The 14,030-nt window shown below is 44.0% G+C and carries 10 protein-coding genes; 8 read left to right on the top strand and 2 right to left on the bottom strand.

Annotation, left to right across the window (positions count from 1 at the left end; genetic code table 11):
- The first annotated feature begins 9 nt into the window (after nt 1–9).
- The 3 genes from IPP77_03565 to IPP77_03555 all read left to right on the top strand — a co-directional run bounded on the left by IPP77_03565 (nt 10) and on the right by IPP77_03555 (nt 4,573).
- Nucleotides 10–1,278 carry a sugar MFS transporter gene (locus IPP77_03565; protein ID MBL0308774.1) on the top strand — a complete coding sequence of 423 codons (1,269 nt, stop codon included), beginning with the start codon at nt 10–12 and terminating at the stop codon, nt 1,276–1,278.
- A 12-nt stretch (nt 1,279–1,290) separates the two neighbouring features.
- Nucleotides 1,291–2,634, top strand: a complete 1,344-nt coding sequence (locus tag IPP77_03560; protein ID MBL0308773.1) for a dihydroorotase — start codon at nt 1,291–1,293, stop codon at nt 2,632–2,634.
- A 955-nt stretch (nt 2,635–3,589) separates the two neighbouring features.
- Nucleotides 3,590–4,573, top strand: coding sequence for a carboxypeptidase regulatory-like domain-containing protein (locus IPP77_03555; protein ID MBL0308772.1), 984 nt, complete (start codon nt 3,590–3,592; stop codon nt 4,571–4,573).
- Between the two features lie 333 nt (nt 4,574–4,906).
- Here IPP77_03555 and IPP77_03550 read toward each other — a convergent pair whose 3' ends face one another.
- Nucleotides 4,907–5,656, bottom strand: coding sequence for a hypothetical protein (locus IPP77_03550; GenBank protein ID MBL0308771.1), 750 nt, complete (start codon nt 5,654–5,656; stop codon nt 4,907–4,909).
- Nucleotides 5,657–5,658: 2 nt separating this feature from the next.
- Nucleotides 5,659–6,753, bottom strand: coding sequence for a Nif3-like dinuclear metal center hexameric protein (locus IPP77_03545; GenBank protein ID MBL0308770.1), 1,095 nt, complete (start codon nt 6,751–6,753; stop codon nt 5,659–5,661).
- Nucleotides 6,754–6,777: 24 nt separating this feature from the next.
- On the opposite strand from IPP77_03545, the gene lpxK reads away from it, so the two are divergent.
- The 5 genes from lpxK (at nt 6,778) to IPP77_03520 (ending at nt 14,028) form a co-directional block, all read left to right on the top strand.
- Complete coding sequence (gene lpxK / locus IPP77_03540) at nt 6,778–7,845, top strand: tetraacyldisaccharide 4'-kinase (GenBank protein MBL0308769.1); 1,068 nt, start codon at nt 6,778–6,780, stop codon at nt 7,843–7,845.
- A 12-nt stretch (nt 7,846–7,857) separates the two neighbouring features.
- Entirely contained in the window at nt 7,858–8,682 is an 825-nt protein-coding gene (locus tag IPP77_03535) for a purine-nucleoside phosphorylase (protein ID MBL0308768.1), read from the top strand.
- Nucleotides 8,683–8,793: 111 nt separating this feature from the next.
- Nucleotides 8,794–9,819, top strand: a complete 1,026-nt coding sequence (locus IPP77_03530) for a hypothetical protein (protein ID MBL0308767.1) — start codon at nt 8,794–8,796, stop codon at nt 9,817–9,819.
- A gap of 27 nt (nt 9,820–9,846) precedes the next feature.
- Nucleotides 9,847–10,656: a hypothetical protein gene (locus IPP77_03525; protein ID MBL0308766.1), complete on the top strand. Its 810-nt coding sequence runs from the start codon at nt 9,847–9,849 to the stop codon at nt 10,654–10,656.
- A gap of 237 nt (nt 10,657–10,893) precedes the next feature.
- Complete coding sequence (locus IPP77_03520) at nt 10,894–14,028, top strand: T9SS type A sorting domain-containing protein (GenBank protein MBL0308765.1); 3,135 nt, start codon at nt 10,894–10,896, stop codon at nt 14,026–14,028.
- The last annotated feature ends 2 nt before the right edge of the window (nt 14,029–14,030 follow it).

Here is a 14,030-nt window from a genome sequence, read left to right as displayed (position 1 = left end):
AAACCACCTGTGAAAACATTCTCATCGGGCAACTCCTCTGGCCTAACAGCCACCCTTATTCTCGGCTCCCTATTTTTTATTTTCGGATTCATCACTTGGCTGAATGGCACGCTGATTCAATATCTGCGTATTGCCTGTGAACTCACCACTTTCGAATCGCTCTTTGTTGCCTTTGCTTTTTACATCTCCTACTTTGTCATGGCTTTGCCTTCGTCTTGGCTGTTGCGCAAAACAGGATTCAAAAAAGGAATGATGCTGGGCTTGCTGGTGATGGCAGTGGGCGCTTTGCTATTTATTCCAGCCGCTATGACACGCACCTATGGCTTGTTTCTCACCGGACTATTTGTAATCGGCACCGGTCTTTCAATCTTGCAAACTGCTTCCAATCCTTATGTAACTATTGTCGGCCCTATTGAAAGTGCGGCTATGCGAATCAGCATCATGGGGATTTTCAATAAAGCCGCCGGAGTGTTGGCCCCTATAATTCTCGGCGCGATTGTATTATCTGACGCAGATGTCTTGGTCAAAGAATTGCAAACGATGAACATTGTCGAGAAAACAGCGCGATTAGATGAATTAGCGCAGCGGGTAATTCTACCATACTCCCTCATGGCTGCTGCCTTAACCGTTTTAGGAATTGCCATTCGGTTTTCGCCACTGCCCGAAATTGAAGAAGGGAAAGACGAAAACGCTTCGATAAGCGACAAGACTTCCGTATTGCAGTTTCCTCATTTAATGTTGGGTGTGGCCGCCTTGTTTCTATATGTGGGGGTAGAAGTGCTGGCCGGCGATACGATTGGTAGTTACGGACAATCGCAGGGCATACAACTATCGGAAACGAAAAACTTTACCGCCTATACATTGATCGCCATGCTGGTTGGTTATGTAATCGGCATTTTCACCATTCCGCGCTTTATCACGCAAGCCAAAGCCTTGGCTTATTCTTCCATTGTGGGCATCCTATTTAGCATAATGGCTATTCAGACAGAAGGCTATGTTTCGGTTTTGTTTATTGCCCTGCTGGGTTTGGCAAACGCCCTGATGTGGCCCGCTATCTGGCCGCTTGCCATAGAAGGTTTGGGGAAATTTACCAAGACCGGTTCTGCTTTATTGATTATGGCCATCGCCGGAGGAGCCTTGCTGCCGCTGGCTTATGGAAGAATGGCAGATATAGATTTTATCGGTGCCAGAGAAGCCTATTGGATCTTGGTCCCCTGCTATTTATTTATTCTTTATTACAGCGTTTATGGCCATAAACTGCGAAGTTGGAAACGCTAAACGACATCATCTATGAACAGCTTTATCATCAGAAATGCACAAGTAATTAATGAAGGAAAGATTTTTTCCGGCGATGTTTTAATCCGAGGAAATCGAATTGAAAGAATAGACACTTCCTTTGATGTGAAATTTAAAGTGGCGGAAATAGATGCTACTGGTTTGTATCTCATGCCCGGTATTATTGATGATCAGGTTCATTTTCGAGAGCCGGGTTTAACGCACAAGGCCACGATTTATTCAGAGTCACGAGCCGGAGTGGCCGGTGGGGTTACTTCGTTCATGGAAATGCCCAACACTAATCCTCCCGCCACGACCATTGCTTTGTTGGAAGACAAATACACCATCGCTTCCAATACATCATTAGCCAACTATTCTTTTTTCATGGGCACTAACCTGCGGAACTTGGATGAGTTGATGAAGGTGGACAAGACAAAAGTTTGCGGCATTAAGATTTTTATGGGTTCTTCTACCGGTGATATGTTGGTAGATGATCCGGATATTCTGGATAAAATATTCAGCGCTTGTAATGATATATTGATTGCTACCCATTGCGAAGATGACCGGCTGGTGAAAGAAAGAACCGAAGAATACAAAAAGGAATACGGCGAAAACATTCCCTTTGAATGCCATGCCGAAATCAGGAACGAAACGGTTTGTCTTAATTCATCTGCCTTTGCGGTGAATTTGGCCAAGAAGCATAATTCCCGCTTGCATGTTCTTCATATTTCCACCGCCGAAGAATTGAATCTTTTCAGAAACGATATTCCTCTGAAAGACAAAAGAATTACTGCCGAAGTATGTGTCCATCACCTGTGGTTTGATAAGAGTGATTATGCCTCATTAGGCAGCAAAATCAAGTGCAACCCGGCTATCAAAGAAGCGCGGCATAAGGCCGCTCTGTTTCAAGCTATGCTGGATGATCGCTTAGACATCATCGCGACCGACCATGCGCCACATACGATGGAGGAAAAGAACAATACTTATCTGAAAGCACCTTCCGGTTTGCCTTTGATTCAACATGCACTCAACATGATGTTAGAGTTTTATCATGACGGAAAAATTTCGTTGGAGAAGATTGCAGACAAAATGTGTCACAAACCGGCTGAATGTTTTCAAATCAAAGACCGCGGCTATGTGCGCGAAGGATATTACGCCGATCTGGCGCTGATTGACATCCACAAAACATGGAAGGTGAATCAGGAAAACATACTCTACAAATGTAAATGGAGCCCATTTGAAGGAAAAGAATTCAGGGGCAAAGTGGAAAAGACTTTTGTGAATGGCAACTTAGTTTACGACCAAGGACTATTTACTGAATCCATAAAAGGAGAAAGGTTAGCGTTTGACCGCAAATAGACCGTAGGAGTTTGTCATTCCTGCATTTTAGCTCTGTAAGACCGATACCTTTAGCGGTATATATCTTGCCTTTGCATTAAGTTCCGTAGAAACGCCCGTTTCAAAACAAACCATTCCCTCTTTGGTGATTTGCCAATAAGTTAAGCTGCAATTACGTTCAAAACATGATTATTTCTCTGGCTAAAGCCAAGCCGGTTTTGCACTAAACCTTCCGCCATGAATGGCCGTTTATAACACCACGCTTCATCGTGGTGAGCATCCGGCTCTTGCTAAATGGCTTTAGCCATGACTATAGCTGTGGAGAAATTAGGATCAAACACTTATTAGGATGAACCTTGGATACAGAAAGTTTCATACTAAATATATGACTCCGGATGAGTGGAACACGCAACACCCATATCCTCAAAGCGCAACAAAAAAATGCCAAGTGCAGAACCCCTAATCTCAGCCAGAAGGTCTTCCACTATTAAACAGATATGAATTATACCTGCTGAGAAATCTATTAAGATTCCTGCGAAACTCATTATGATATGTGAGATATGGATTAAGGTCTATGAGAAACCAATTATAGTGCGTGAGAAATGAATTATGATGTGTGAGAAACCATTTATGACCTGCGAGAAATGTATTATGATCTGTCAAAAATCATATAATACCATCATTAATGTTCAGAAACATCTATTTTTAACAAATAAACATGGCTGTTTTATCTAAATCCATCATAAATAGTTAGAAGAGACCGGCTCCCCGCCTTATTTAGCCAAAATAGGAAACTTTGGCCTGCATTTCGATTTTCGTCGTCGGGTGGTTTTAAAAGATACATACGTTATAACGCCCATCCATTTTTTTAACGAAAAATTTCTTTTTATAAAAATTATTTTTCTACTTCGCAGTACTAAACATCGGTACATAAATACAAACACAAAAATCATTTCATCCTTAAACCTTTCATCCCATGTCACAATCCGAATCCGCCAAAGCAAGATATCGTTGTACACAAGCCGCTCTCTACAGCGGATGTGAAATTGTAGGCGATAACCTTGACAACAACGAAAGTCTTTTCTCCGCCCTAAAAGGGAAATACGCCGGTGGCGCTGTCTCCAATGCGCTTCGCGCCGCCATCACCGCCGCCCGCGCCCTGCCCGACGAAGATGCGCGTGGCGAAGCCTCCGAAATTCTTCGCATCGAACTCAAGGCGCTAAACGACAAGTGCCTCCTCAACTGGCAAACCCTCAAACGGTATATAGAGGACGAACTTTCTTTTTCTAAACTCACCTGGAAGCCGCGCCTCGAAGCCGCCGGTTTCAACAACTATAACAAAGCCGGTAATGGCAACTGGGAATTCACCATCACCATGAACGACGCGGCCATGCTCTTTATGACCGAAAACACGGCTACCCTCGATGCCGGTGGACAAAACATGCCCGGTGCTTTCCCCGGACAATATGCCACTGATGCCTTGGCTTATGAAGATAAATATGAGGCCTTCATGGATGCCCGCGAAACCGGTTCGGCTACGCAAGCCAAAATCTTGGCCAACAACGCCGCCTATGCTATCGCCATCGAAGTCTGTAAAGACGGAGACATTATTGGCAAAAATGATTTTGAAATCGCCAAACTCTTTACTTGGGCAGCCATTCAGCGTAACATCAACCCGCCGGGTTCTGCCGCTATCACCATACAAGTCACTAACAGCACCGACAATACACCGGTTGCCAATGCCTCTATCCGTCTCCATTCTGAAGACGAAGACATAATTGACACAAACCTCGCCACCGACGCCGAAGGAGTGGCAACGGCATCAAACATAGACCCTACGCGCTATGAAGTGACCATCACCGCCACCGGCTGCCATACCCGAATAACACTAAAAGACATCAACACCGGCACCCACGCTAGGTTAAAGATGCGACTGGTACCGGTGGTCGTTGAACCGTAAAACAAAACACCAAGAATAGTTCCAACGGAACTTGATGGCACTGAACTTGATGACTACTTTAATTAGGGTTTTCAATTGTCAAGGGCATGGATTCCCCTTTGTATTTTTGGCTTTATGAAATACACAATGGAAGATTGCTTCTTCCGATTCTCAAATTGATTTTAATGGAATCGAAATCGCAATGACACCGCTGTTTTATGGAGGACTGAACTCCTTCAGGCTTAAGCTACTTGCCTAAGCCTTTGCAAGATTACAGCTTACAGCAACTCCTTTAACGAAAGATGCCCTATCAATTTTGATTGATAGGGCATCAGACAATTTATGTAACTAGTATTAATTCTGCTCTTCAGAACCTTCCCATCCAATCTGGATGCGTCCACAATGTTCGCAAGTAATGATTCGTTTGCGTTGACGGATTTCTAATTGTCTTTGTGGTGGAATCTTAGCATAGCAACCGCCGCAAGCATCGCGAAGAACCGCAACGACAGCCAGTCCGTTGTTATAAGCGCCCCGGATACGATGATATGCTTTTAAAAGGCGCTCTTCCACCTTTTTTGCGTGTTTGTCCGATTCTTTTTGAAGTACTTTCTCTTCGATATCAGTTTCTTCAATAATCTTATCCAGCTCTTTTTTCTTTTTCTTTAGGTGCTTTTCCCGATCTGCAATCAACTTTTCGGTTTCATCTAATCCGGCCTGTTTTGCATCTATACGAGCAGTTGCATCAGTGATTTTCTTATCACACAACTGCATCTCTAGTCGCTGAAGTTCGATCTCTTTCGACAGTGCATCGTACTCCCGATTGTTTTTCACATTGTCTTGTTGTTTCTCATAACGAGAAATCAACTCCTTGGCAAGTGCCTTGGCATTCTTCCGGTTTTTGATCTCTTCGTCCAGTTCTTTCACCTCCTCCTTCATATTTCCCAAGCGGGTATGTAGGCCTTCGATTTCGTCATCCATTTCCTTTACCTCAATCGGCAATTCTCCTTTCAGGATGCGGATTTTATCAATTTTGGTGTCAATTTGTTGTAGTTCCCATAGTTGGACGAGTTTTTCGTCCATGGTAAGATCTTTTGTTGCTGTCATTGTTATAAGTAATTGATTGGATTTGTATTTGTTTCGGAAATCAGGGCGGCAAATCTAGGAAAATTATCCAAAATTCTTTGGGTGAGGAGTTCTTTTGTAAATTGTTCACTTTCGTAATGTCCAATGTCCGCCACAACGATTTTGTTTTCCGCATCAAAAAAGTCATGATATTTGAAATCGGCAGTGATAAAAACATCTGCGTTGGCGGCAATGGCTTGATTTAACAGAAACCTTCCCGAACCGCCGCAGACAGCCACTTTTTCTATCGGCTTTTTCCTCAATTCCGTATAGCGTATCACCTTAGTTTTTAATTGCTTCTTCACCATTTTCAAAAAGGACATTTCATCCATTGGTTTTTTTAGGCTTCCCACCATTCCACTTCCCACTTTGGAAAAAGAGTTCTCAAGCGCAACAATATCATAAGCCACTTCTTCATAAGGATGAGCTTGTATTAAGGCATTAATGACCGCTTGCTCTAAATGCGCAGGGAAAATGGCTTCAAATTTTATTTCCTCCACCTTTTCCAACACTCCCTTTTTGCCTACTGCCGGGTTACTTGAGTTGTTGCCGCGAAAAGTTCCGCTGCCAGAGGAATTGAAAGATGTTTCGCTGTAGTTGCCGATATGCCCGGCCCCGGCGTTGAATATTGCCCGACTCACCTGTTCATGATGCTGAACGGGAATGAAGGTGAATATCTTTTTCAGCAGATTCTTTTTCGGCAATAGAATGCGGCAATCTCGCAGGTCAAGTTGTTCGCAGATTTTCGCATTCACTCCTTCTAATACGTTGTCAAGGTTTGTATGGATGGCGTAGATGGCTATGTCGTTTTTAATGGCATTGATGATTACCCGCTCCACATAATTTGTCCCATTCAACTTCTTTATACCGCTGAAAATAATGGGATGGTGGGCAATAATTAACTGGCATTTTTCTCGGATAGCCTCCTGAACCACATCTTCAGTTACATCCAGTGTTACTAAAGCCTTTTTCACCGAGGCATTTTTGTCTCCCACAATCAGCCCACTGTTATCATAGCTTTCCTGAAAATGCAGGGGGGCTATGAGTTCCAGAAAATCTGTGATGTCCTTTATCTTCATACATTTGATTTTAAACCGTAAAATATCAATACCGTTTCAAAAATACTTCTTTATCCTTTTGCTCTTGTTTTCGGCCTGATTACCGGTTTTAGAAATTTTCTCTACGACAAGAAATATTTCAAATCGTTGCGTTTTGATTTTCCGGTCATCTCTGTAGGGAACCTGTCTATGGGTGGCACGGGCAAGACTCCTCATATTGAATATCTGATCTTTCAGTTACAATATCTTTATAAAGTTGCCACTCTAAGTCGTGGATACGGCAGAAAAGGGCATGGTTTTGTATTGGCAGATGCCCATACACCCGCTTCCCAGATTGGTGATGAACCCCGGCAGTTCAAATTGAAGTACCCCGAAACAATCGTGGCCGTTTGCGAAGACCGCGTATTAGGGATTCCCTCCATTCTGAACAGCCATCCCGAAACGGAGGTTATTTTGCTCGATGATGCCTTTCAACATCGAGGGGTGCGTGCGGGCCTTTCAATTTTAATCACTGAATATGCTAACCTTTTTACTCGCGACCATCTATTTCCAGTGGGCTGGCTGCGCGAATCCAAAAAGAATTATCGCCGTGCAGATATGATTATTGTTTCCAAATGCCCTTCGGAATTATCGGTGATAGAAAGAGATAGCCTGATTCGGGAACTAAAGCCCTTACCTTACCAAAGGATTTATTTTTCCACTCTTGAATATGGGACAGTCTATTCTTTTTTCGAGCTTGGAAACAAAATTCAGGTGTCAAAAGATACAGATGTCTTACTTGTTTGCGGTATTGCCCGCTTCGATGCTTTGAAAGGCCATCTTGATAATTTGGCGCGCAAAGTATATGTCCGCGATTATAAGGACCACCATAGTTTTGATCAATATGATTTGGAAGCCATTCGCGAAACCTTCCACAATTTAGGTGAAGTCAAGAAGGTATTGGTCACCACAGAAAAGGATGCAGCGCGATTCGAAGAACACGGGGCTTGGTTTTTGAAGAATAAATTGGAAATCTTTGTGCAGCCGATTGCAGTCCGATTTTTATTTAGCGATGGGGAAAGATTCACCGATGATGTACTTCAATTTATCACTTCTACCAAACAAAAAAACTGATTTATCTGAACCATGAAAAACCTATTGCAAGCTATTCAGGAAACAACTGATTTCCTAAAATCCAAAATCATAGGCGAATACCATTATGGGGTTATTCTTGGTTCTGGTCTAGGAAAGTTGACTAAAGAAATTTCAGTCCATCAACAGATTGCCTATTCTGACATTCCGCATTTTCCGGTCTCCACGGTGGTAGGCCACAAAGGCAGCCTGATATTTGGCGAACTGGGAGGAAAGCGGGTCGTTGCGATGAGTGGCCGCTTTCATTATTACGAAGGATACTCGATGGAAGAGGTGACTTTTCCGGTTCGGGTAATGAAATTTCTGGGTGTAAAGACTCTGTTGATTTCTAATGCTTCGGGTGGTATGAACGCAGATTTTGAAGTGGGCGACCTGATGATTATCACCGATCATATATACCTACAGCCCGAACATCCTTTGCGTGGAAAAAATTACGATGAACTCGGTCCGCGCTTTCCCAATATGAATGATGCCTATAACCCGGAACTAGTAAAAATGGGGTTGAAGATTGCTTTGGATAATGACATTCGTTGCCATACCGGAATATATGCCGGTGTGCAAGGCCCTACCTTTGAAACCCCTGCTGAATACCAAATGTTTGCTCGAATGGGAGCCGATGCGGTCGGAATGTCCACCACTCCCGAAACGGTAGTAGCTCGCCACATGAACCTGCAAGTCTTTGCTATTTCAGTAATCAGCGATATGGGGTATCCACCAGAGAAAGCCGATCATGTATCTCATGAGTTTGTATTGAAGAAGGCTGCCGCTGCGGAACCGCACATGACGAAGATTATTGTCGAATTGCTGAAGAGTATTTGAATGGAATGTTGGAATGGAGGAAAGTCGGGGAGGGCGCACAGTCGTTTGAATAATTGTAAATGCAGATGGCACTTCCGTTATTTATTACCCTCATTATTCTGTTTCTTTTCTTTGTTCTGGTTCATTCCTCTCGCCGCATCTTCTGTATCTGAAGACTCTGTCCAAGCCTCGAAACCTGTTTCTAAAAACGATACATGGTATATCGCTGCTGAGCCAGATCGGCTTTACAGAATAGATTCTACTATCTATAATCTGGAGGAATATAATTTTGTTCAGCGCTGGGGAAAAGAATATCTGAACACCGGCAACACCGGGACTGCTGCCTATCCCATTGTCTTTGACCACAATACATCCGTAGGATTTAACGCCGGATTCAACCAATTTAATCTTTATCGTTACCACATAGATTCTATTCGCTACTATCGGGTAATTCGGCCTTATGCAGAATTGTCTATGATTCTGGGTTTGAACAACGAACAATTATTTCAAGGGAGGTTTGCCCACCAGGTGAAGAACATTTTATTTTACGGCGTGGATTTCACTCGTATTTTTTCACGTGGCGCTTATCAAAACCAAAGAGCGAATGACAACGGCTTTAATTTCTATGCTATTTATAATTCTAAAAATAAGCATTGGAATGTTCAGGCTGATTTTATCCTAAACAATAACAAAGTACAGGAAAACGGAGGAGTACGCGCCGACCCTTTCAATGGCTCCTATTTTCAGAAAAAATTAGTGCCGGTGACGGTGGAAAAGGCCGAAAACAATTATCGTCAGATTGACTTTCACTTAAAGAGTTCGTATAATGTTGGCAAGAGATACTACGAACGAAAAAACGATACTACTGAAGTTAAAACCATACTTCCCATTTTCAAAATATCTCATCATTTAAACATTGAGCAGCAGACCTATCGTTTTCTGGATGCCAGTCCTGATCCTGATTATTATGCATCTTTCTTTAACCAAGATACAGTAAGCAATCGTCTTCAATACCTCAAAACAGGGAACACCATCATGCTCGATTTGCAGCCTCGAAAACTCACCTCGGATTCGACCTTTATCGAAAAAGACTTCATCGCCCATGCCGAAGCAGGATATGATTACTATTTTGTTAAAAATAACTATGCCTATGACTAGTTTGGCAATCTCTACGTAACGGGTTATATCCGAAACAATTTTTCCGCTCGATCTAAATTAATTTACAAAGGGGCCGCTACCTATTTCATCTATGGCTGGAATCGAAATGACCTTCTGATAGACGCCCTTGCCGGCTATGACTTCGGCAAGGTAGGTATGCTCACCGGAAATTTCTCTTACCAATTGAAAGAAGCGCCTTTCATCTACGAAAGCTTCCATTACTTTCCCCAATCCTGGACTTATGATCTACCCAAAACAAAAATCATGACCATAGGAGGGAAGTATCAGAATATTCCCTACGGTATTACGGCTGATGTAAATTACCACGTAGCAGACCACCTGCCAGTCTATCCGGGTAAGGCCTCTCCTTATGTCACCACCGGTGTTGAAAATATCTTTGTATTTCATGCCGCCAACCGGCATAGCGTCGTGGGCTTACATTTTGATAATGACGTATGGTACACCTATACCACCACTAACGGCTATGTACGCCAAACCTATCCTCGACTCGTTACTCGCAGTAGCATCTATTATGAAAACCGCCTCTTCAAAAAGGCTCTTTGGTTTTCGCTCGGTGTAGATTTGCGCTACCGCTACCCGAACAATGCCCCCTACTACGACCCATTCCTAGGTGCGTTCTATCCCACCTACACTACAAATAAATCTAGTCCTATACTCGACATCTTTCTCAACGTAAAAATCAAAACAGTGCGCATTTTTCTCAAAGTGGACAACCTCACCTCAGCACTCGGAGGCAAAGGCTACTACAGCGCCTATCAATATCCCGCTGCCGATGTGTCATTCAAGGGGGGAGTGCGGTGGCGATTTTATGAATAGTTTTATTCGAAATAATCAAATGATTGCTCTGGTTTTGAATAAACTTGAGCAGAAAAGATTGGAACGTAAAGCCTGCCTTCAATCCCGATTCTTCCAAAATATTTTGGAAGAATCGGGATTGAGGGCGCGCCCAAATTATCGAGCTTTGATTGGGCTTGGACAGCCACAAATTTTAGTAAGCATAGTCTTTTCAAATAGTATATTCGCATCCTAAATTCATAAAACTAAAGAATTATTATGCTAGATAACTTTTACCGCAGAATCAATTTCGGTCTGAAATTGCAGTCATTTATTGTTGTGCTGGTTTTCACTTTTGGATTGGTGGGGAGGCTGTCTTCTCAGAATACGTTGGCTTTGGCTATTGGTGGAGATAATAATGATCAAGCGTTTGCGGTGGTGCAGACGAGTGATGGAGGGTATGTGATGGCGGGGCAGGTGGATTCTGCAGGTGTGGCCACGACGCGCGATGCGATTATTACGAAGATAAGTAGTACGGGGGTGACTCAATGGACGAGAATTGTAGGAGGCGCCGCCGAGGACTATGTTCATTCTCTTGTTAAAACTTTTGATGGGGGATTTATCGCTGCGGGCTATACGAATTCTTTTGGCGGCGCGGGAGATATTTATGTGATTAAATTGGACAGTTTCGGCGTGGTGGATTGGACGCGCGCAGTGGGAACAAGTGTAGTTGATAAAGGGGAGCAGATTATTCAGACGGCAGATAGCGGTTATGCGATTGCGGGAACGACCAATTCGGGCGGAAGCGGGGATATGTATATAGTGAAGCTGAAAAGGGACGGAAGTTTTGATTGGGATAGCAAGGTAGGGCAACTTGGAGGAAAGGCCGATATTGGCTTCTCGATTGCCGAAGCGCATGGTGGCGGGTATGTGATCTGTGGTAATACCTATTATTATACGGGAGTGGTGGCTTCTTCTTCCACTGATTTTTATGCGGCTAAAGTGAGTGCGGCGGGGGCTTTTGTGTGGGGTTCTGTGATCCGCGATCCTTTTCAGGGAATATATGGAAATGATAATGGAAAGAGTATTGTGAAGACGAATGACGGAGGCTATGCGATGACGGGTGAGTTTGCTATGAAGAATACTTCGAACGCTTTTAACTGGAAGTATGGTTTGGTGAAATTGAATGGTAATGGCGGTCTGGTGTTTACTCGTGCTTTTGGTTCGCCGACGAACGATAATAATGCACGTCGTTTAATTCAAACAAATGATGAGGGCTTTGCTATAATAGGAGGGATGAGCCATCCTACGCTTGGATTGAGGGAACAGTATTTGGCAAAGTTTGATAGCAATGGTGATTATGAATGGAACCGGACTTTTGGTACCACGCTTTATGGAAATTGGCTTGGGACGCCGCGTACTTATCCGGACGGAAACGAGGGGTATGGTATTGTTCAGACGAGCGACAGTGGCTATGCGGTGGTAGGCTATCTAAATGATAACGATGTTTCGAACGGAACGGAGGATCAGGAAATTCATTTTGTGAAATTTGATGCGAACATTAATAACTGTCATACAGTTTCATCCATCGGCGGACAGATTCCGGTGGGAGGAACACTGGCCTCGATAGGCAGCTCGGCTGCGGCAGGCGGGGCTTCGCGCAGCGTAGCTGATACGCGCAGTACGGAGGTTTGGCATGTGATTGATTTTTGCTTGGTGGGCATCAATGCCAATATCACCACACAAAATATTCCCTGCGTAGGTCAATGTACCGGAACGGCAGCAGCACATCCAAGCGGAGGAAGCGCGCCTTATAATTTTACTTGGAGTACTATTCCTACTCAAAATTCGGATTCCATTTTCGGACTTTGTGCGGGTGATTATACGCTGACCATTACAGATGCGAACGCGGCATCGGCTACCTTTTCTGTGACTATTAGTGCTTCTTCCACGGCGGTTGCTTCGGTGAGCATTAGTGCGTCTTCGACGGCAGTTTGTCCGGGCACTATGGTTGATTTTACCGCGACTGCGATCAATGGCGGGACTACACCTTCCTATCAATGGTTGGTGAACGGTTCGGCGGTAGGGACTAACAGCCCTAATTATTCTAATTCAAACTTAAATGACGGCGACACGGTGCGTTGTGTGATGACTTCAAATTTGGCCTGTGCCACCAATTCGCCTGCCACTTCTAACCCAATCGTAATGACGGTATCGTCTTCGCTGATTGCCTCGGTAGCGGTGATGGCTTCTGCCAATCCTATCTGTCCCGGCGAACCGGTAACCTTTACAGCTACCCCTGCGGGCGGCGGAAATACACCCACCTTCGAGTGGAAGATTAACAGCACTGTGGTAGGAACCAACAGCGCCACATTCAGCAGCAGCACGCTGAATAATAACGACACAGTTATTTGTACCATGACTTCTTCTTTGCCTTGTGTCGCCGGTTCGCCTGCTACCTCTGCAAAGGTTATCATGTCGGTAGGTACCAGCGTAGATGCAGGATTCATTGCCGCCGCGCCGGATAGTGTTTGTTCTGGTGACATCAGTCTCTTGAGCATCACCGGAGGTTCGGGAGGTACTGGTCAGTGGCAACAGTCTTCTACGTTCAATAACTTCACCAACATTGTAGGCGCTACTCAAAATACCTACTCTACTATTTCATTAACCCAAAACATGTTCTACCGTTATTATGTAGGAGCGGGCAATTGCAGCGACACGACACCCATTGTTGAGATTGTAGTGAAACCACTGCCTGCGGCACCGGCTCTTGCTACCAACGACACGTTGATCTGCGGCAGTGATTCTAGCCAGATATGTGCGCCAAATACCTTTGATACTTATCTGTGGAGCAACGGATCAACGACCAACTGTACTTATGCCAAATTTGCCGGAGCTTATTGGGTCAGCGTGACGGCTACGAATGGTTGCACTACGATTTCGGGACGAAAAAATATTTCTGTTTATCCGGCGACTTCTGTTTCGATCGTACGGCAAGGCGATACGCTTTCTTCATTCAATGCCGTTTCTTACCAATGGTTTAAGGACGGAAGTCCGATTGCGGGGGCTACTTCTCCGGTCTATGTCGCTAATCAACCGGGCAGTTATACGGTTCAGATTGTGGATGTGAATGGATGTTATTCTATGTCCACCGGTATCCTGATTACCGGTATTAATGATTTGGCTGCACAGGGAGATTTTAAAATCTATCCAAACCCGGCATCAGACCTATTGCAAATGGAAATGGCTACAGAATGGATAGGCAGTCAATATGAAATGTATGAGGCCACCGGTAAGTTGGTTTTAAAGGATATGGCTCTAAGCAAAAATACGAGGCTTGATATTTCAAAACTTGCATCGGGTATGTATCTGATTAAACTGAATGGCTACGCACGTAAATTCGTGAAGCAATAAAA

This window comes from Bacteroidota bacterium (assembly GCA_016722375.1).
GTDB lineage: Bacteria > Bacteroidota > Bacteroidia > Chitinophagales > LD1 > Bog-950.
The sequence above is the reverse complement of the archived record's forward strand: the minus strand, read 5'-3'. Positions and strand labels throughout refer to the sequence as shown.

What these genes read in the sequence shown, in the direction of transcription:
- IPP77_03550 (MBL0308771.1), bottom strand. Translation starts at nt 5,656, where the DNA reads ATGACAGCAACAAAAGATCTTACCATGGACGAAAAACTCGTCCAACTA.
- IPP77_03520 (MBL0308765.1), top strand. Translation starts at nt 10,894, where the DNA reads ATGCTAGATAACTTTTACCGCAGAATCAATTTCGGTCTGAAATTGCAG.
- IPP77_03545 (MBL0308770.1), bottom strand. Translation starts at nt 6,753, where the DNA reads ATGAAGATAAAGGACATCACAGATTTTCTGGAACTCATAGCCCCCCTG.
- IPP77_03555 (MBL0308772.1), top strand. Translation starts at nt 3,590, where the DNA reads ATGTCACAATCCGAATCCGCCAAAGCAAGATATCGTTGTACACAAGCC.
- IPP77_03535 (MBL0308768.1), top strand. Translation starts at nt 7,858, where the DNA reads ATGAAAAACCTATTGCAAGCTATTCAGGAAACAACTGATTTCCTAAAA.
- IPP77_03560 (MBL0308773.1), top strand. Translation starts at nt 1,291, where the DNA reads ATGAACAGCTTTATCATCAGAAATGCACAAGTAATTAATGAAGGAAAG.